The 18,898-nt window shown below is 57.9% G+C and carries 15 protein-coding genes; 9 read left to right on the forward strand and 6 right to left on the reverse strand.

Annotated features, from left to right (window positions below):
• Nucleotides 1-24: 24 nt before the first annotated feature.
• Nucleotides 25-660 (forward strand): DUF2306 domain-containing protein, encoded by a 636-nt coding sequence (locus M504_RS10760; RefSeq protein ID WP_084214267.1) that lies wholly within the window; start codon nucleotides 25-27, stop codon nucleotides 658-660.
• Nucleotides 661-693: 33 nt separating this feature from the next.
• Here the strand turns inward: M504_RS10760 and M504_RS10765 are convergent, their stop codons facing one another.
• From M504_RS10765 to M504_RS10780, 4 genes are all read right to left on the reverse strand, one after another.
• Entirely contained in the window at nucleotides 694-1,146 is a 453-nt protein-coding gene (locus M504_RS10765) for a cupin domain-containing protein (protein WP_047491086.1), read from the reverse strand.
• A gap of 52 nt (nucleotides 1,147-1,198) precedes the next feature.
• The gene (locus tag M504_RS10770) at nucleotides 1,199-2,065 is read right to left on the reverse strand and encodes a DUF1080 domain-containing protein (RefSeq protein WP_047491089.1); all 867 of its coding nucleotides are present in this window, start codon (nucleotides 2,063-2,065) and stop codon (nucleotides 1,199-1,201) included.
• Between the two features lie 287 nt (nucleotides 2,066-2,352).
• A complete protein-coding gene (locus M504_RS10775) occupies nucleotides 2,353-5,976 on the reverse strand; it encodes a TonB-dependent receptor (protein ID WP_047491092.1) in 3,624 nt (1,207 codons plus the stop codon).
• A gap of 348 nt (nucleotides 5,977-6,324) precedes the next feature.
• Nucleotides 6,325-7,593, reverse strand: a complete 1,269-nt coding sequence (locus M504_RS10780) for a glycerate kinase (RefSeq protein WP_047494477.1) — start codon at nucleotides 7,591-7,593, stop codon at nucleotides 6,325-6,327.
• A 129-nt stretch (nucleotides 7,594-7,722) separates the two neighbouring features.
• Here M504_RS10780 and uxaC point away from each other — a divergent pair, with 129 nt between their 5' ends.
• On the forward strand, nucleotides 7,723-9,117 hold the full coding sequence (gene uxaC, locus M504_RS10785; protein WP_047491095.1) for a glucuronate isomerase: 1,395 nt from the start codon (nucleotides 7,723-7,725) through the stop codon (nucleotides 9,115-9,117).
• 66 nt (nucleotides 9,118-9,183) lie between these two features.
• On the opposite strand, the gene M504_RS10790 is transcribed toward uxaC, so the two are convergent.
• A complete protein-coding gene (locus tag M504_RS10790) occupies nucleotides 9,184-9,957 on the reverse strand; it encodes a FadR/GntR family transcriptional regulator (protein ID WP_052200626.1) in 774 nt (257 codons plus the stop codon).
• Nucleotides 9,958-10,175: 218 nt separating this feature from the next.
• On the opposite strand from M504_RS10790, the gene M504_RS10795 reads away from it, so the two are divergent.
• The 7 genes from M504_RS10795 (at nucleotide 10,176) to M504_RS10825 (ending at nucleotide 17,942) form a co-directional block, all read left to right on the forward strand.
• Complete coding sequence (locus M504_RS10795) at nucleotides 10,176-11,501, forward strand: MFS transporter (RefSeq protein ID WP_232296246.1); 1,326 nt, start codon at nucleotides 10,176-10,178, stop codon at nucleotides 11,499-11,501.
• Nucleotides 11,498-12,271, forward strand: a complete 774-nt coding sequence (locus M504_RS10800) for an SDR family NAD(P)-dependent oxidoreductase (RefSeq protein ID WP_047491100.1) — start codon at nucleotides 11,498-11,500, stop codon at nucleotides 12,269-12,271. The genes M504_RS10795 and M504_RS10800 overlap by 4 nt, the downstream gene beginning before the upstream one ends.
• Before the next feature lie 96 nt (nucleotides 12,272-12,367).
• The gene (locus M504_RS10805) at nucleotides 12,368-13,615 is read left to right on the forward strand and encodes a tagaturonate epimerase family protein (protein WP_047491103.1); all 1,248 of its coding nucleotides are present in this window, start codon (nucleotides 12,368-12,370) and stop codon (nucleotides 13,613-13,615) included.
• Between the two features lie 124 nt (nucleotides 13,616-13,739).
• Nucleotides 13,740-15,065: a lactate racemase domain-containing protein gene (locus tag M504_RS10810; RefSeq protein WP_047491106.1), complete on the forward strand. Its 1,326-nt coding sequence runs from the start codon at nucleotides 13,740-13,742 to the stop codon at nucleotides 15,063-15,065.
• A gap of 2 nt (nucleotides 15,066-15,067) precedes the next feature.
• A complete protein-coding gene (larE, locus tag M504_RS10815; RefSeq protein WP_047491113.1) occupies nucleotides 15,068-15,913 on the forward strand; it encodes an ATP-dependent sacrificial sulfur transferase LarE in 846 nt (281 codons plus the stop codon).
• The gene (gene larB / locus M504_RS10820) at nucleotides 15,903-16,655 is read left to right on the forward strand and encodes a nickel pincer cofactor biosynthesis protein LarB (RefSeq protein ID WP_047491118.1); all 753 of its coding nucleotides are present in this window, start codon (nucleotides 15,903-15,905) and stop codon (nucleotides 16,653-16,655) included. Before larE ends, larB begins: the two co-directional genes overlap by 11 nt.
• A 36-nt stretch (nucleotides 16,656-16,691) precedes the next feature.
• Nucleotides 16,692-17,942 (forward strand): MFS transporter, encoded by a 1,251-nt coding sequence (locus M504_RS10825; RefSeq protein WP_047491122.1) that lies wholly within the window; start codon nucleotides 16,692-16,694, stop codon nucleotides 17,940-17,942.
• 9 nt (nucleotides 17,943-17,951) lie between these two features.
• Here M504_RS10825 and rbsK read toward each other — a convergent pair whose 3' ends face one another.
• On the reverse strand, nucleotides 17,952-18,869 hold the full coding sequence (rbsK, locus tag M504_RS10830) for a ribokinase (RefSeq protein ID WP_047491125.1): 918 nt from the start codon (nucleotides 18,867-18,869) through the stop codon (nucleotides 17,952-17,954).
• Nucleotides 18,870-18,898: the final 29 nt, after the last annotated feature.

Consider the following 18,898-nt stretch of genomic DNA (forward strand, 5'->3'; position numbering starts at 1 on the left):
CATTTCAAATCGAGGCTGCCTCTCATGGCGACGCTTCCAGCATCGGCTGCTCACGCAACACCGATACGTCGTCTGCGTCCGCATCATTATCTCTGGATACTACTGGGTCTAATGGGACTCAGTGTTCTGGCTTACACCGACTATCCAACCTTCTTTGGCTCCGATCCACTTCATGCGCGGGCCCGATTTCTGAAAGAACTCGTGATCCTGATTCCGCACGCCGTCTCCGGAGTAACGGCGACGGTGTTAGGTCCGTTCCTGTTCTCTACGCGCTTCCGACAGCGGCACTTGCTGCGGCACCGTGTGATGGGTCGCGTGTATGTGATCTGCATTGCGGTCGCGGCCCCCACGGCATATCTTCTGGAGCCGAACATTGCGAATGGTGTTGGCGGATTACTGTGGGCAGCATGCACTTTCGCCGCTTATCAGACTACTCACAATCGACAGATACAGGCGCATCGGCAATGGATGGTGCGCTCTTACCTGTTCACGCTGAACTTCATCTTCACGCGCGTGGCAAACCCTGTGCCTGCGTGGGTACATCTCAGCGATGAGCGATTCTTCCTGATCCTCGTGAGCCTCTTCGCGGCTTATCTATTCTTCCCAGACATCTACTTCAACTGGCGTGAACTCACGACAAGCCGTAAGGCCGCGGCTTGATGAGTCCCGACATCACTGAATGTTTGCGATCGCTCAGGCATTCCTGGCGAGCATCTTCGTGAAGTAGAAGGTCATGCGGGTGGTGCCAGTGTTGACGATGCCGTGTAGCATATTGGCTTCGGCGTACATCATGTCGCCGGGGCCTACGTGGGTGGTGACACCATCCACTACGATTTCGCCGTTGCCTTCCGCGATGATCACTAGCTCCTCTTCCGGATGACGATGCGGCGGATGCGGGCGTGCACCGGGTTCCAGAGTCACCATTCCTGATGCCAATGCTGCCAGCTGTCGCGTGGGGCCGTTGAAGTGTGTCTTCGCCTTCGCACCGGGACTATCGCCAGTGGCTTGCAGGCTGGAGGACTTCACCACGGAGCTCTTGAGTGCCGGACCAGTGCGCACGGTGTCTACATGCGTGATGCCCTGCGAATGCTGGACGAGAGCGGAGGGCAACACGCCAGCCGCTCCCAGAAAGTCTCTCCTGTTCATTCCCTCTCCTGACGACACTTGGGTTCGCTACACGAGCACCAGCATACGACGCTTATTGGTCGAAGGTGCGCAGCCAGATATCGCGCACGCTGATCTTGCACGGTTGCGACTCGATCTCGAAGCCGATGTTGCCGATCTGGTTGTTGGCATCGTTTGGGTTGTCGTCAATGAAGATGGCCATCAACTGGCCGTTCATGATGTGCATCATCACGCCGCCGCGCGCGATGATTTCATAATCGTTCCACTCGTTGGTGCGCACATACCCACCCAGGCCCTGGCGGTCGCCGATGTTGGCTACTAGGCGGTTGGCGTCGCCGGGGAGGGCCTGAGTTACCTGGCCCCGGTAGGCCAGGATGCCCTGCATGGTGTTCTCGGAGTACCACTGGCCGGTGTGCTGCTGCGCGGCTCTCCCCACAGGGAACCAGAAGTCGGCCTGCGGGCCGGTGAGCAGCCACTTGGTTGGTGTGCCGTTGGGGCCTGCTGCAGCTGGTTGTGGACGCGTCCAAGGGGTCCCGGCGTGGGAGCGGTACTGGATGCCGCCTCCGCCGCCCTTCTCTATCTTCATCTGGAGCTTCAGGTCGAAGTCCTTGGTCTTCTTGTCGGTGTAAACGATGTAGCTGTTACCGCGCGGCTTGTCCTGCAGCGTCTCGCCGATCATGATGCCGTCTTCCACGCGCCAGATGGTGGGGTCACCGTCCCATCCCTTGAGGGAGGCGCCGTCGAAGATCTGGGTGTAGCCGGTGTGTGCGTCGATATCGTAGGGCAGCGGCTCGTGGAACTTGGGCATGCCGATCAGGGTTTCACCGTGTGGTCCGGTGACGGGCGGACGCGTTGGTTGCGATTCCAGTTCCTTCGGGACAGATTGGGCGGCGATGGAAACGGACGTTGCAAGAAAGAGAATGGCGATGGCAGTGCGCATGGGTACCCCCTCCCCCCTGTTTTTTCTAAAATCGTCTTTCTAAACGGTTTACGCCGGAGGGTGGGCGTAAATCGTCTTCCCGTTGGGGTTACGGGCAAAATCGTCATTCCATTGGAGTTACGCAGGAGGGAGGCTGGCGCAGGTGTCTGCGGATCCGAACCTTCTTCTATTGTAAACATCCGGAACGGGAAACATGCCACGTCTAATTGATTGATTCAGAAAGAGTTGCAAAATAAGGGGCTTGACAGATTTTCTGCCAAGCCCCTGAGGAGTTATGACGTGAATGGTTAGAACATCGCCTTGAGGGCAAACTGCAGACTGCGGTTGTCCATCGAGGTGCCGGTGATCTTGCCCACCGAAGTCGGGGTAGCCAGAGCGCCCGAGGGGTTGGAGAAGATGCCGTGGTTGATGATGTTGTAGGCCTCGGCACGGAACTGCAGGTTCAAGCGCTCTGTCACATGGATGTTCTTGATGCCAGAGAGATCGAACGATACCGTTCCGGGTCCGCGGCCAGTGTTACGTGTGGCCCAGCCCTGAAGAAACGGCTGAGGACGAGTTGCAGAGCAGTAGATAGCGCTCTTGGTGCAGTCGAGCGATACAGTCTGTCCGTTGGAAGCGACGCCTGAGCAGGTTGCGCCGGGCGCGCAGACGGTGGCCGTGTTTGGATCCTGCGAGTAAGCGGTTGGGTCAAACCAGCTGCTGATGCCGCGGTTCGAACCCTTAAAGGAACTGGCAACTGTGCGGCCTGGCGCGAGGAAGGCACGGCAAGTGTTGTAAGAGGCGAAGCTGCAACCCGAACCCGTGATGTTGAACGGGTAACCCGTACGGAGCTGAATTGCAGGCTGGAAGGTCCAACCACCCAGCACTGCAGTGGCTGCCTTCCCTTGCAGGAAGGACTTACCCTTACCGAACGGAAGTTCGTATCCACCCGAGATGACAGCGCGGTTGCGAACGTCGAAGTTCGAGTAAGAGTGATCGAATGCGGTGGTGGTTGCGTACGACGAGTCGTTTGCGCCAGCCTCACCCGAGATGTTGTCGAGGTTCTTCGACCACTGGTAGCTGCCGAGGTAGTAGAGGCCGTTGCTCTGGCGCTTTTCTACCTTGATGGAACCACCGTTGAAGTTGGCTGCACCCAGAGTGGAGCTGGTCAGGATGCCGTTGCCGAACTTCGGGTTAGCACGGGTGCAAACGGAGATATTCGTCGGGACGACGAACGGATACTGCTGACACATGTTCTGGTCATACCGCTTCCACATGTGGTGGGAGTTGCTGCCGGTATAGGCCATTTCCATCAACAGGCCGTGACCGAGATCCTGCTGCAGACTGGCGTTCCATTCCTGGGTGAGTGGCTGCTTGTTGAATGGGAAGATCGAGAACGGCGAAGGAATCTGCGTCGTCGTGAGCGGATCCGGATAGAGCTGATTGGTAGTTACGTTACTGAACGCCTGCTGGAAGTACAGCGGAGCTGCATACCGTGTGAACTGCAGTTCGTTGGTGTTCAGGTTGTCGAAGTAGATACCGTAACCGGCGCGGACAACGGTTCCGGGATGAACTTCATACGCGAGACCAACACGGGGCATGAAACCCTTTTTGAAAGGCTGGATGATGCCCGGCTGATACGTGTGCTGCGTGTCAATGATCCCCGCATTCAGATACGCCTGAGGAATGTTTGCCGGAATCTTGCTAAAGGTAACCAGATGAGTGGTTGGATCGAGTGATCCTTCCAAGCCATTCTGTTCGTGGAAGGGCTGATTATATTCCCAGCGGAAACCGAGGTTTGCAGTCAACCTGGGAGTGATCGTCCAGATATCGCTGACAAAGACACCATAAGTGTTGTCACGATAATGTCCGAGGGTAGTACCCGCGTTGCCGTTGCAACCCGAGGTACACAGGCCACGAGCATAGTTCTGGAATTTGTTGTAAAGGTAGAAGGTCCCATTGAGGTTGAAGCCTTTGTTACCGACCGGGCAGTTGCCGCCGGATGCACCATGGGACGTGTCATTCGGATCAGTGGGAACATAAGCTTTACCGGTCGTCGGATCGATCGCGTAGGACGCAACGGTGCAGTTATCGAAGGTAGCAGCGCCGCGAGAGTTGTTATCTGCAATCTGCCAGAGACGGCGGTTCTGGAACTGGAAACCCGCCTTGAGGGTATGTTTACCAAGAACATCGGAAATCGAGTCGCCGATGCTGATCACATTTTCATGACCACCCTGATCGCCCGATCCATCGCCCACGTTGCCAAAGCCGGCGATGCCGAAGCTTGCACGGCCATTCTGACGCGGCGAGGTGAGAGCAGTGACGTTGGTCAGACCTTCTGCGGATGCCCAGTTACCGTTGGGACCAGCACTCTGCAACACACCAAGGGTGATGTTGTAGAACTCGTTCCAACCGACACGAACTTCGTTCACGATCTTGTTCGTGACCAGGTACGTATCACCGAAGACCGCGTTGCGGCCCAGCAGCGGGTTTGACGTGGAGCTGCCAGTTGCCGTCGGAGTGACCTGGCTAGCGTTGTAGTTGGCGTAACGGCCAAAAAGAGAGTTCTTTGAGGTAACGTTCCAGTCGCCGCGAACAGTGTACGAGTCGTAGTTATCAGTGAACGGCAAGGTGAGGCCGTAGTTCGCGGAGCCGTTGATCGTCGCCGCGTCCGAAGTCACCGCCGGATACGTTGGATTCAGGACTGTGGCCACCTTGTTCGTCACGCCGAAACCGGTAGGGTTGACGTGGCTATAACCAAAACCACCGCTCGGCGTTAGAACCTGGGTGCTGTTGGCGTCCCACGTACCTGCGAGTTCGGTCTGCGTGGGAAAGAGAGCCGTGTAGAGGTTTTGCTTGGACGAACGTTGACCTTCATAACCACCAAAGACGAAGAGATGGTCCTTGATGATGGGCCCGCCGAAGGTGCCACCAAACTGCCAGCGATGGAAGTCCGGCTTGGGTCCGCTGGAGACAGGCTGGAAGTAGTTGCGGGCATCGAAGATACCGTTACGCGCGAACAGGTAGCCCGATCCGTGGATCTTGTTGGTACCGGACTTGGTGACCATGGAAACCACTGCCTGCCCCTGGCCATACTCCGTGGAAAAGGTGGAGCGGAGGAGGTTGAACTCCTGCAGCGTATCCGTGTTGGGCAGCAACGACATGTTGTTGAAGCGAACCGAACGGACATACGTACCGTCGAGCACGTAGTTGGTCGAGTTACCGCGACCACCATCAACCGTGATGTACAGGTTGCGGGAAGATGACGCGGTACCGGTCTGCGCGGCTGAACCACCCTGCTGACCGCTCTGCGGCGGCGAGACGCCTGGGGCCAGTGTGGCGAGCTGCAACACGTTACGGCCGTTCAATGGGAGGTCGTTGATCTGCTTCTGATCGATGACCTGGCCGACTGTGGCTTCCTGCGTCTGGAGCTGTGGCGGAAGCGTGCTGACTTCAACCGTTTCATTGGTGCCGCCGACGGCGAGCGTTACAGAACCATTGGCAGTCTGGCCGATCTGAACATCCAAAGACGGGATGACGGAAGTCTTGAAGCCGTCCTTCTCTACGCGGATGCTGTAGTTGGCCGGAGGCAGGTTAGGAATGGACCAGTCGCCAGAGCCGTTGGACTTGGTGGTACGTTCGGCCTTCGTGCCGTTGTTGATGAGGTGGATCGTGGCTCCCGGGACCTTCGCACCGGTTGCGTCCGTAACGGTGCCGGCGGCGTCGGTGGATGCAGATGCCTGGCCCCATGCGGAAGGTGCGCCTACGGAAAGCAGGGCGACGGGAGCGGCCGCCAGCATGAGGGCGAATGCGCTACGTCGGAATGTACGCAGGATGGCGTTATGGGAGATCTGATTCAAGGTGGACTCTTTCGTCGTTCCGGAGTCCGGTGCGGGGACGCGGGGTCCTATGTTCTTGTTTGGTCCATGCATGGTGATGTTGGCCTCTCCGTGTTCAGCACTATGACAACGTTTGCGCGGATTAATTCTTTTTCGATCTGAGACGTTTCAAAATCCGCGATATTTTTTTGCCGCTGGGACACCCGCCGATGCACTTCTCCCCGATCAGCGTGGGAGGCTTTCAGTGCAAACGAACGGAGTTCTCTTCGACGGCGGGACTTATATCACACCGAAATGAAGAAAAGAAACATGCTTTTTGCAAGTTTTTTGGAGAGGTTCCGGGGTACGAAACTGCCCTCAACGGATGCATGGGGAAAATGTGGTTGTTTTGTCGACAAAACGAATGAATCGAATCAAATCTGTCGAGAGGTCAGACCAGAGTCAGAGGATTAGAACCGCTCGAATGTCATTCACGTTGGTCAAGGTGGGGCCGGTCATGACGAGGTCGTCGATGGTAGCGAAGAAGGAATAGCTGTCATGACGGCGAAGGAAGTCAGCCGCGATGGCAGATGCCTGCTTTGCCCGAGTGAGCGTGTCGGGGGTGACGATGGCTCCGGCGGCGTCATCAGAGCCGTCGATGCCGTCGGTGTCGCCTGCGATGGCATAGGTGCCGGGCGCGCCTTTCAGGGCGATGGCGAGTGAGAGTAGGAATTCGGTGTTTCTGCCGCCTCGGCCGGGCTTTTCGCGGCCCAGCGTCACCGTGGTTTCGCCGCCGGAGAGAAGGACGGCCGGTTTTACGATGGGGTGTCCGTAATGGCGAACGGATGCTGCGATGCCAGCCATCACTGTGCCGAGCTGCGCGCTTTCGCCTTCGATGGCGTCGCCCAGGATCAATGGGTTCCAGCCGAATTCTCTTGCTTTGGCGGCTGCGGCCTGGAGGGCCTGGAGCGGCGAGGCGATCATACGGACGTCTGCCTGGAAGCTTTTGGGGGCTTCTTCGCTTTGCGATTCCAACACGCTGAGCACACTGGATGGGACTTCCATGTTGTATTCGCGGATGATGCGCAATGCGTCGGCTGCGGTGGTACCGGAGGGGACGGTGGGGCCGGAGGCGATGATGGCCGGGTCGTCGCCGGGGACGTCGCTGATGACGAGTGTGACCACGCGGGCGGGTGCAGCGGCCTGCGCCAGTTTGCCGCCCTTGATGCGGGAGAGCGCTTTGCGCACGGTATTCATGGCGTGGATGGGTGCGCCGGATGCGAGGAGCGCTGCGTTGACCGCTTGCTTGTCTTCGAGGGCGACGCCTTCGACGGGCAGCGTTAGCAAGGCTGATCCGCCACCGGAGATGAGCGCCAGAACGAGGTCGTCGGGTGACAGATTTTGGACGGCGGCGAGGATGTCTTCGGCGGCTTGCATACCGGCTGCGTCGGGTACTGGGTGCGACGCTTCCACGATGCGGATGTGGCGGGGGGGGACGGCGTGGCCGTAGCGGGTGACCACGACGCCCTCCATTGGGACCTGCGGCCATGCCTCTTCGACGGCGGCGGCCATGGCGGCGGAGGCTTTGCCTGCTCCTACGACGATGCACCGGCCTTTGGGCGGTTCAGGCAGAGAGGATGCGAGGACGACGTGAGGATTGGCGGCCGCTACGGCAGTGTCAAACAGGGAACGGAGTTGCTGGCGGACGACGGCTTCCTCATGGGCGGGCATGGTTCCATGATCCACTATAGTTTTCACAAAAATCTGTTGTGTTTGTATCGAAACGTTTTTGGGAGGATGATGGTATGGCCCGCGTGACGGTGAGGCTGCCGCCGCGAATATTCCAGGAGGACCACCTCGATGCCCCTGCTGCACGACGACCGCCTTTTTCCGGCAGATCCAACCACTCGTTCCATTGCGCAACGCTTGTTTGCGACGGTGCGCGATCTGCCGATCGTAAGCCCGCATGGACACACGCAGGCCGGTTGGTTCGCCACGAATGATGCCTTTCCTGATCCGTCGAAGCTGTTTATTCAGCCGGATCACTATGTCCACCGCATGCTGTACAGCCAGGGCGTGAAGCTGGAAGACCTGGAGATTGGCAAGGCGGTCATTGAGAATCCTCGCAAGGTTTGGAAGATTTTCGCGGACCACTACTATCTGTTTCGCGGAACGCCTTCGCGCCTTTGGCTGGACTATGCGTTTCAGGAGCAGTTCGGTCTGACGGAGCGCCTGTCTTCAAAGACGGCGGACCTGTATTACGACACCATTGCTGAGAAGCTGCAGACGCCGGAGTTCCGCCCCCGTGCGTTGTTTGAGAGCTTCAAGATTGATGTGCTGGCGACGACTGACTCTGCGATTGATCCGCTGACGGATATTCAGACGTTGCGCAAGGGTGATTGGAAGGGACGCATTGTCCCCACGTTCCGTCCGGATTCGGTTGTTGATCCTGAGTTTGCGGGCTTCCGCGAGAACATTGCGAAGCTGGGTGAGATTACTGGCGAGAACACCGAGACGTGGGAAGGCTATTTGAATGCCCTGCGCAATCGTCGTGCGTTCTTCAAATCGCTGGGAGCGACGGCTACCGATCATGGGCATCCGACGGCGCGCACTGCCGACCTTGATCCGGAAGAGTGCGCGCAGCTTTTCGATGTGATCCTGAGCGGCGAAGCGGATGAGGATGATGAAGAAGTCTTCCGTGCGCAGATGCTGACGGAGATGGCGCGGATGTCTGTCGAAGACGGGCTCGTCATGCAGATTCATCCGGGCAGCATGCGCAATCACAACCAGATTCTGTTTGAGAAGTTTGGCCGCGACATGGGTGCGGACATTCCTACCGCCACGGATTATGTGCATGCTCTGCAGCCGATGCTGGACCTGTTTGGCAATGAGGCGAACCTGACCGTGATCCTGTTCACGCTGGATGAGACCGCTTTCAGCCGTGAGCTCGCACCGCTGGCCGGACACTATCCCGCGCTGCGCCTGGGACCGCCGTGGTGGTTCCACGATAGCCCGGAAGGCATGATGCGTTTCCGCGAAACAGCTACGGAAACCGCAGGCTTCTACAACACGGTTGGCTTCAACGATGACACGCGCGCGTTCCTGAGCATTCCGGCGCGGCATGATGTAGCTCGCCGTATTGACTGCGCGTTCCTGGCGCGGCTGGTGGCGGAACACCGTATTGAAGAGGATGAGGCGTTTGAGCTGGCTCAGGATCTGACGGTGAACCTGGTGAAGAAGGCTTACCGGCTGTAGGTTCGTCTTTTGCAATGCAAGATAGCCCGGCTAGGCCCGGGCTATCATTTTTGTTCTTTCGACGGGTCAGCTTCGTGACGCTGGAGTGCTCGTTTTGGCTTTGGATTTTGCCGGGGTACGCTTTCTTGCCTTGGGCTTGGGAGGCAGGTCGTCGTCGGCTTCTGCGTTGGTGAGATGTTTTTCCATGGCTGCACGACTGGTGCGCGAGTTGCCGCTGCGGATGGCGCGGTAGATGTCGCGATGGAATTTTGTTGTCACGTTCAGATCGGCTATCTGCTCGGTGGTGGAGCGACGCACTTCGTAGAGCGCGCCGGTCAGGCTTTCCATGATGGCGGCCAGGATGGAATTGCCCGCGGCCTGCGCAACGATGCGGTGGAAACGAACATCGTGGATGAGGTACTCGTGTGGCTGGTCGATGGAGGCTTCCATTTCTTCCAGCTCTTCAGCCATCTGCTGCAGGTGGCGTTCTGTGGTGCGTTCGGCGGCGAGCGATGCGATGTGGCCTTCAAGAATGCGCCGCGCTTCGAACAGCTGATGGATGTCGTAACCGTGCAGGGCATCAAGAAACGGCAGCGATGCCGCACCGAACTGCGTGGGAGCTTCCGAGATAAATGCGCCCACACCATGCCGCACCTGCAGCAGGCCCATCGCCGCGAGATAGCCCAGGCCAGAGCGCAGGCTGGAGCGACTGATGCCGAGGGTTGTTGCGAATTCGCGTTCGGGCGGTAGTTTATCGCCTGATTTCCATGTGCCATCCTGCAGCGCCTCGCGGATGCGTTCCACCACTCGCATAGCGATCTGGCGGTCGGCGGCTGGGGGACGGTGAGCGGTGTTTGACATGGTCAGCACCCATTCTGCACACAGAACGAGGCATTGTGAAGCTGAATGTAGTCAAAAACGTTTGACAGTGGCTCGAGAGCAGGCGTACACATACAGAGTGGTCAGACCACTTGCAGCCTGATATCTTTATCGAAGCGTTTTTATAAAGGGCGTGCCAATAACGCGCAAATCACTGTAAGCTTGTCCGGCATATCTGAACGCCCTTTTTCGGAGCGCGAGTGAGCCCCTTGGAACCGACTGCTGACCTGTCGCCCGGCCAACGCCGGACGCACGTGGGGAATGTCCGCTGGACAATCTGCGCCATGTTGTTTGTGGCAACCACGATCAACTATATGGACCGCCAGGTCCTGAGCCTGTTGAAGCCTACGCTGCAACACAGCATTGGCCTGAGCGAAGAGGGCTACGGCAACATCATTGCGATGTTCCAGGTGGCCTATGCCGTTGGCCTGCTTGGCGTTGGACGATTGATCGACAAGGTTGGGACGCGCCTGGGCTACAGCCTGGTGATGGCGGTGTGGAGTCTGGCTGCGCTGGCACATGCTTTTGTCAGCACGGTAACCGGCTTCGGCATTGCGCGTGTTGCGCTTGGTCTTGGTGAGTCCGGTAACTTCCCTGCTGCGATCAAGACGGTTGCCGATTGGTTTCCGCGTAGTGAACGTTCGCTGGCTACGGGCATCTTTAATGCCGGTGCGACAGCAGGAGCGATCATCTGCCCGCTCACGATTCCGTGGATCACCATTCATTACGGTTGGCATGCCGCGTTTCTTTTCACGGGACTAATTGGTATGCCGTGGATCATCTGGTGGTGGTTCTACTATCGCAAGCCGAAGGAACACCCGACGCTTACGGGCGAAGAGCTGCGCCACATCTACGAAGAAAACGCTGAGCAGATGGATGCCGCGAATATTCCGTGGCTGAAGCTGCTGACGTATCGCCAGACGTGGGGCATTGTGCTGGGCAAGGGTCTGACCGATCCTATCTGGTGGTTCTATCTGTTCTGGATTCCCGGCTACCTGGATTCGCGCTTTCATGTTGACCTGAAGAACCTTGGATTGCCCATCATTGTGGTCTATCTGACTTCAACCGTTGGCGGTATTTTGGGCGGCTGGCTGCCCGCGCTGTTCGAGAAATTTGGATTGCGCGGTGCGAAGGCACGCTACGGCGCCATGTTCTTCTGCGCGCTGTTTTCGCTGCCCATGCTGTACATCAGCCATGTGAACGACATGTGGACTGCAGTGGCGCTGCTGAGCCTGGCAACTGCTGGTCATCAGGGTTGGAGCGCGAATGTGTACACCTGCGCCTCTGACGTTTTCCCGAACAGCGTTGTTGGTTCTGTAGTGGGCCTGGCTGGCATGGTGGGTTCCATTCTTGGCACGCTGCTATCGGTTGAGGCAGGACGCATTCTGCAACTGACCGGCAGCTACAACACACTGTTTATCCTTGCGGGTTCTATTTACATGGTTGCGTTTGTTTGCCTGCAGATTTTTGCGCCCGGCCTGCGCCGAGCGGACGTACCTGTTACCACGGAGAGGTTGGGAGCATGAAACATCCTTTGAGTCTTGAAGGCCGTGTTGCGGTCGTAATTGGTGGCACCAGTGGTATTGGCCGTGCGATGGCGATTGGCCTGGCGCAGGCTGGTGCGGATGTGGTGAGCACCGGACGTCGCGCAGAGCAGGTGAATGACGTTGCCGCAGAGATTGAATCGATAGGTCGCAAAACTATCCGTCAAACGTGCGACCAGACCGACCGTGCACAGATTGAAGCCCTGCTGGCTGCTGTGCTGAAGGAGTTTGGCAAGGTCGATATTCTGATCAACTCTGCTGGCATTATCAAGCGCCAGCCGACACTGACGTATCCGGAAGCAGAGTGGAACCAGATCATGGATACCAACCTGACCGGCATGCTGCGTAGCTGCCAGGTGTTTGGCAAGCAGATGATTGAGCAGAAGTATGGCCGCATCATCAACATTGCTTCGTTGAACAGCTTTGTTGCGTTGAGCGAAGTGGCAGGCTATGCAGCAAGCAAGGCTGCTGTGCTTTCGTTGACGCGTTCACTTGCTGTGGAGTGGTCAAAGCATGGCGTGACGGTGAACGGCATTGCTCCGGGTGTGTTCCGCACTGAGTTGAACGCGGCGCTGCTGGATGGTTCGCCGCGAGGACAGGAACTGCGTATGCGTTGCCCGATGGATCGTTTTGGTAAGACGGAAGAGCTTGTTGGCGCAGCGATTTATCTTGCAAGTGATTCGGCCAGCTTTACCAACGGACACACGATTGTGGTGGACGGTGGATTTCTTGCAAGTGGTGTGAATCAGTAATCTTTTACGTAAGAACGTGTTCAATCAATGCGCAGAACGGATGAGCGCAGACAACAAGAGCTAAAGGCTAAGAGCTGAATAGCCGGGAGAGGAAACATGCAGCTACCTAAATTTTCGCTCGGTATGGGCGATCGTTTCGCACATCAGGCAAAGGCTCAGTTGCAGGCATGCATCATGGCCGCTGAAGCCGGTGCGGATATTACGCCGGTGTGGAACAAGTCGAACCGTGAGCATTTGATTATTGGTTCGGAGCCCAGCCAGACGCGTGCTGCGATTGATGTTGCCGTGAAGGAACTGGGTTGGACGAAGCCCTACTTCGCCGATGCGGATCACATCAATCTGAAGACCTATGAACGCTTTGTTGCGCCGTGCGATTTCTTCACGCTGGACGTGGCGGACAACATTGGTCAGAAGAGCGATGAGAACGAAATTGCGCAGTTTGTAGAACGTCATCCGGAACTCATTGGTGAGATCACCATCCCGGGTATTGAGAAGCCGTTCTCGCTGGACAAGGCGTTTGTTGAGAAGACTGCGAAGACCTTCCTGGCTGCTGTGCAGGAAGCTGCTGCGATCTACAAGGCAGTGGTGGCGAAGAAAGGTTCTGAGGATTTCGTTGCGGAAATCTCAATGGATGAGACCGAGAATCCACAGACGCCGCCAGAGTTGTTGATTATTCTGGCCGCGATTGCGGATGAGAAGCTGCCCATTCAGACGATTGCTCCGAAGTTCACAGGCCGTTTCAACAAGGGTGTGGATTATGTGGGCAATGTGGCTCAGTTTGAGAAGGAGTTCCGCGAGGACATTGCGACCATTGCGTATGCAGTAAAGACGTATGGGCTGCCAGCGAATCTGAAGCTGAGTGTGCATTCGGGGTCGGATAAGTTCAGCATCTATGAGCCGATTCGCAAGTCGTTGAAAGACACGGGCGCGGGCGTTCATGTGAAGACTGCCGGCACGACGTGGCTGGAAGAATTGATTGGACTGGCGGAGGCCGGTGGCGATGCGCTGGCGCTTGCGAAGGAAGTGTACGCAGAAGCATTTGCGCATGCGGATGAGCTTTGCGCTCCGTATTCCACAGTGATCGACATTAAGACGGAAAACCTGCCGACGCCGGAGACGGTGAACGGATGGACGAGCGAGCAGTATGTTCGCGCGTTGCGTCATGTTGAGGGTGATCCGCAGTACAACGCAGACCTGCGCCAGCTTTTGCATGTTGGCTTTAAGGTGGCGGCGAAGATGGGCAATCGCTACATTGATGCGCTGGAAGCGAATGAAGAAGTTGTGGCGCGCAATGTAACGACGAATCTTTTTGACCGTCACATCAAGCACCTGTTCCTGGGATAGACGGAACCTCTTTCTCCCGCGTTTCGTATTGCTGAGAAAGAACATTTCTTGAAGGGGCTCGGCTTCCACCGAGCTCTCCAAATCAGTTGGAAAGTGCGGCATTCGCCGCTGAAGGAAAGTCACCGTGGCCTGGTTTACCGTACAAGCACCGCACGTCTCGGACGCACAGATTAAGGAAGCCTGCGACCGCCTTTTGAGTGAAGCGCGCACACGCATCAACAAGGATCTGAAGCGCGTTCTGCTGCTGCCGCCCGATCTTACTCGCGCACACTCCGGCGTTGGCTGGATCACCGAGTATGTTTACAACGCGCTGCCGGACGCGCATGTGGAAGTGATTCCCACGCTGGGCCAGCATGTGCCGCACACCGAGGCGGAGAACAAGTGGATGTTCGGATCGATTCCGAATGACCGCATCTTCCCGCACGATTGGCGCAACGGTGTGACCAAGGTGGCGACCATTCCTGCTGCGCTGGTGAAGGAAACCACGGACGGCGCGGCGGACTGGGATATTCCCGTTGATCTGAACAGCAAGCTGATGGATGAGCAGTGGGACCTGATCATTAACCTGGGTCACGTGGTGCCGCATGAAGTGCTTGGTTTTGCGAATCACAACAAGAACTACTACATCGGTCTGGGTGGCAAGGACACTATCTGCGCGTCGCATATTGCGGCTGCGGTGTATGGCATTGAGAACAACCTTGGCTGCCTGATTACTCCGCTGCGCGCCTGCTACAACTGGAGCGAGAACGAGCATCTGCACAATCTGCCTGACGTGTATCTGCAGATTGTGATGCAGCGCGATGCGGACAATAAGCTGGTGACCAGCGGCATCTTTGTGGGCGACGATCTGGATACGTATCTGCAGGCTGCAAAGCAGAGCCGCGAACAGAACATTACGCTGTTCGATAAGCCGATCAAGAAGGTCGTTGCGGTGATGCAGGCGGATGAGTTCCGCGCGACGTGGGTGGCGAACAAGGCTGTTTACCGTACGCGCATGGTGATTGCCGATGGTGGTGAATTGCTGATCATTGCGCCTGGTGTGGAGCGCTTTGGTGAGCAGCCGGAAGTGGATGCGCTGATCCGCAAGTATGGCTACAAGGGAACGCCGCGCACGCTGGCTCTTTATAAGACAGAAGCTGACATGCAGGAAATTCCGCATGGTGTAGCTCACTTGATTCACGGCAGCAGCGAAGGCCGTTTTCACATTACGTACGCGCCGGGTCATCTCACGAAGGAAGAGATTGAGCAGGTGGGTTATGGTTACGCGGACTGCGAAGAGATGCAGAAGCGCTATGACCCTGCAGTGATGAAGGAAGGCTGGAACACGATGCCGGATGGCGAAGAGGTGTTCTACATCAGCACACCTTCTGCGGGTCTGTGGGCTACGAAGGAAAAGCTGGATAACCCGTCGCGCAAGGACCTTTCGCGCGATCTGCCTGAGGCGAAGTAACGATGGATACCGCACTGGCGCAGCTTCGTGAACAGTTGCACGCGGAGCTGCGCCGGTATGATCGCATGGCCGTGGCGTACAGCGGTGGTGTGGACTCCGCGTATCTTGCCTGGGAGGCGTACCAGGTTCTTGGCGACAAGATGGTTGCCGTGATTGCCGATTCGCCTTCGCTGCCGCGTACGCATCTTGCTTTCGCAATCAAGTTCGCAGAAGACAACAACATTCCGTTGCGCGTGGTGCAGACCAGCGAGATGGATCGCGCGGAGTATGTGCGTAACGATGGTGCGCGCTGTTTCCATTGCAAGGACGAACTGTTTCTCACGATGGAACGCATGTTGAGCGAGACCGGCATTACGACGATTGCCTACGGTCGCAACCGCGATGACAGTGGTGACTTTCGTCCGGGACAGCGTGCTGCGGCGAATCATCATGCGGTGGCTCCGCTTGCCGATGCTTCACTGGGTAAACAGGAGATTCGCGCGTTGGCGCAGCATTTTGGATTGGAAGTGTGGGACCGTCCTGCATCGGCTTGCTTGTCTTCACGGCTTGAGTATGGTCGCCCTGTGACCGCAGAAGCTTTGCGACAAGTGGAAGAAGCGGAAGAGGCTTTGCTAACGCTTGGGTTCCGTCAGCTACGTGTGCGGCACCATGGCGAGTTAGCGCGTGTAGAGATTGAGCGCGGTGAATTGGTAAAGGCTTTGTCACTGGATATGCTTTCGCAGATCACCACGGCAGTGAAGGCTGCGGGGTTCACGTATGTCACGCTGGACACGGAAGGCTATCGCAGCGGCAGCATGAATGCGCTGTTGTCCATTGATTCGCTCTTGAAGGCTAATCATGCAGCGTGATGCACTTCTTCATCTGCTGCGTGAACTGGAAGCAGGCAAGCTGACCGCGGAACAGACTGCGGACAAGTTGGCTTCACTGCCTTTTGAAGACCTTGAGTTCGCGAAGGTGGATCATCATCGTTCGCTCCGCAGTGGTCTGCCGGAAGTGGTATTTGCTGCGGGAAAGACCTCGGAAGAGACCGCCGCTATTCTTGCGCGTATTCATGCCAGCGGGACGCCCGCGTTGGCTACTCGTGCGGATGCCGCTGCTTTTGAAGCGACGCTGAAGCTGGTTCCCGATGCGAAGTATCACGCACGCGCTCGCTGTATTACGTGTGGCGAGGGTGCGAAGAAGAGCGGCGGACGTGTTGCCGTTGTCTGTGCGGGCACGAGCGATCTGAGTGTTGCAGAAGAAGCTGCCATTACTGCGGATTTCTTTGGTGCGACGGTTTCACGATTCACGGATGTTGGTGTTGCGGGATTGCATCGGTTGCTTGCGCATCTGAATGCGATTCGCGAGACGGATGCAGTCATCTGCTGTGCAGGCATGGAAGGTGCGTTGCCTTCTGTTGTGGGTGGGCTTGTTGCCGTGCCAGTGATTGCGGTACCTACGAGCGTTGGTTATGGTGCGGCCTTTGGTGGTGTGGCGGCGCTGCTGGGCATGTTGAACAGTTGTTCGCCCAACATTACGGTGACCAATATCGACAATGGTTTTGGCGCTGGTTACGTGTCTACGTTGTACGCGAACCGCGCTGTGCGTTAGGGTGGATTCGACCCCAACGTAGACGAGGCTGCCGTTTTGACCGCATTTGCAACCAGGGAACGCAGCCTTCGTGCGCATCAGGGCATTACGCTCGTCCTGCTTTTTACAGCGGGCATCGTGAACTTCTTTGACCGCTCGTCGCTGTCGGTTGCGAACACCGTTGTGCGCGGTGAGCTGCACCTGAACAATGCGCAGATGGGTTGGCTGCTGTCTTCCTTCTCGTTGTCGTATGGGTTTGCGCAGCTTGGGTTGGTGGCGTGGCTGGATCGGCTGGGGACGCGGATGATGCTGGGCATTGGGCTTGCGGTTTGGAGCCTGGCGCAACTGCTGACTGGCTTCGTTACGTCGTTTCCCGTGTTCATCATTCTGCGCATTCTGTTGGGAGCAGGTGAGGCTCCGTTTTATCCCAGCGGCATTCGCAGTGTTCGGGAATGGTTCAGCCGCGGTACTCGCGGACGCGCCACGGCGCTGATGAGTTCGTCGCAGACGTTTGGGCTTGCTGCTGCGCCACCTTTGCTTACGCTGCTGATGTTGCGCATTGGCTGGCGCGGCATGTTTGAGGTGCTGGGTGCCGCAGGATTGGTCGTTGCGGTGTTGTGGCTGCTGCTGCATCGTCCGCGTGCGGCGACGATGTACAGCGATGAAACGCTCACAGCTATTCCCACGGGCAGCGTTTATCGTGAGTTGCTGACGCAGCGCACGGTGTGGGGCATGATGCTGGGCTTTGGCGGTGTGAATTACACCGCGTGGCTCTACATTGCGTGGCTGCCGGGATATCTGCAGACGGAGCGGCATCTGTCGCTGTCGCAGAGTGGGTGGCTTGCGGCGATTCCTTTTCTTGCCGGTGCGTTCGGCATGTTGGCCAGCGGCTTTCTGGCCGATGCATTTGCTGCACGCGGTTACAAGCTAACCTCGATTCATCGCACACAGATCATTGTGGGCATGGTGCTGAGCGCAGCCGCGTCGTTCTTCGCGTCGCATGCGTATTCATTGCCCGCTGCGGTGATCAGCATCAGCGTTGCGTTTGGGTTTATTCAGTTTGGCGGCACCAGCGGATGGGGCTATGTGCAGGCTGTTAGCCCGTCGCACCTGGTTTCTGCTCTGGGTGCGCTGCAGAACTTCGCCAGCTTCCTGATTGCGTCGGTGGCTCCAGTGGTGACAGGGATGATCGTAGATCGCACGCACAGCTTTACGCTGGCGTTTGCGGTGTGTTCCGCGGTGACGCTGCTGGGTGCTTTGAGCTATGCGACGCTGGGTGCGCCCAGCGGCATGAGGGTTCAGGAATAGCCGCTCGGATTACGCAAGCGAGCGCAGCAGCTTATTCACGTCGGAGCGGTAGGGCATGCCTGTCTGCGCTCCGGTCCGGGTGATGGAAAGTGCCGCGGCGGCGCAGGCGAAGGCGGCAGCTTCTACCGGCGCGCGGCCTTCGGTGAGAGCGACGGCGAAGGCGCCGTTGAAGCAGTCGCCCGCGGCGGTGGTGTCGACAGCGCGAAGGTCGGGCGAGGGAACGAACGCAGGGGTCGGCACGTCCGCGCCTGCCAGATAGACTCCGCGCGCACCGAGTTTCAGGATGACGTTACGCGCGCCCAGAGCCAGCAGTCGTTCGGCGGCTTTGGCTTCTGTCATGACGGTGGTGCGGCCGAGCAGGGTGCGCGTCTCTGATTCGTTGGGTGTGAGCCAGGTGACGGAGCGCAGCAGCTCGAGCGGAAGCGGCTGTGCGGGTGCAGGGTCGAGGATCAAGGGGATTTTCGCCTCGCAGCACTCCTTTGCGAGCGCCGTGACGGTCTCCAGCGGCGTTTCCAACTGGGCCAGGACGATGGAGGCTTTGCGAATTTCGGATCGTGCGGCGGCGATGTCCGCGGGTTGCAGGGTGGCGTTGGCTGCGGGCGTGACGACGATGCTGTTGGTGCCGTCGGCGGCCACGGTGATGGCGGCCACGCCGCTGGGCCCTGCCACGGTGACGACGGTGGAGGTGTCGATTCCTTCCACGATGAGAGCATTCCGCAGTAGTTCCCCGAAACTGTCGGCTCCGACCCGGCCGATCATGTGGACGGCAGCGCCCAGCCGTCCGGCGGCGACGGCCTGGTTGGCTCCCTTACCGCCGGGAATGGTGGCAAAACTGCTTCCCAGCAGCGTTTCACCGGGAGTTGGGATGCGGTCCACGGTGCTGACCAGGTCCAGGTTGATGCTTCCGACGACGAGGATCACGCTCATGCTGCCTCTTTCATAGCACGCGTCAATGA

The organism is Terriglobus sp. TAA 43 (assembly GCF_000800015.1).
In the GTDB taxonomy this organism is placed as follows: Bacteria; Acidobacteriota; Terriglobia; order Terriglobales; family Acidobacteriaceae; genus Terriglobus.

Coding starts and splice junctions, on each gene's coding strand:
- M504_RS10760 (WP_084214267.1), top strand. CDS start 25: ATGGCGACGCTTCCAGCATCGGCTGCTCACGCAACACCGATACGTCGT.
- M504_RS10765 (WP_047491086.1), bottom strand. CDS start 1,146: ATGAACAGGAGAGACTTTCTGGGAGCGGCTGGCGTGTTGCCCTCCGCT.
- M504_RS10770 (WP_047491089.1), bottom strand. CDS start 2,065: ATGCGCACTGCCATCGCCATTCTCTTTCTTGCAACGTCCGTTTCCATC.
- M504_RS10775 (WP_047491092.1), bottom strand. CDS start 5,976: ATGCATGGACCAAACAAGAACATAGGACCCCGCGTCCCCGCACCGGAC.
- M504_RS10780 (WP_047494477.1), bottom strand. CDS start 7,593: ATGCCCGCCCATGAGGAAGCCGTCGTCCGCCAGCAACTCCGTTCCCTG.
- uxaC (WP_047491095.1), top strand. CDS start 7,723: ATGCCCCTGCTGCACGACGACCGCCTTTTTCCGGCAGATCCAACCACT.
- M504_RS10790 (WP_052200626.1), bottom strand. CDS start 9,957: ATGTCAAACACCGCTCACCGTCCCCCAGCCGCCGACCGCCAGATCGCT.
- M504_RS10800 (WP_047491100.1), top strand. CDS start 11,498: ATGAAACATCCTTTGAGTCTTGAAGGCCGTGTTGCGGTCGTAATTGGT.
- M504_RS10805 (WP_047491103.1), top strand. CDS start 12,368: ATGCAGCTACCTAAATTTTCGCTCGGTATGGGCGATCGTTTCGCACAT.
- larE (WP_047491113.1), top strand. CDS start 15,068: ATGGATACCGCACTGGCGCAGCTTCGTGAACAGTTGCACGCGGAGCTG.
- larB (WP_047491118.1), top strand. CDS start 15,903: ATGCAGCGTGATGCACTTCTTCATCTGCTGCGTGAACTGGAAGCAGGC.
- rbsK (WP_047491125.1), bottom strand. CDS start 18,869: ATGAGCGTGATCCTCGTCGTCGGAAGCATCAACCTGGACCTGGTCAGC.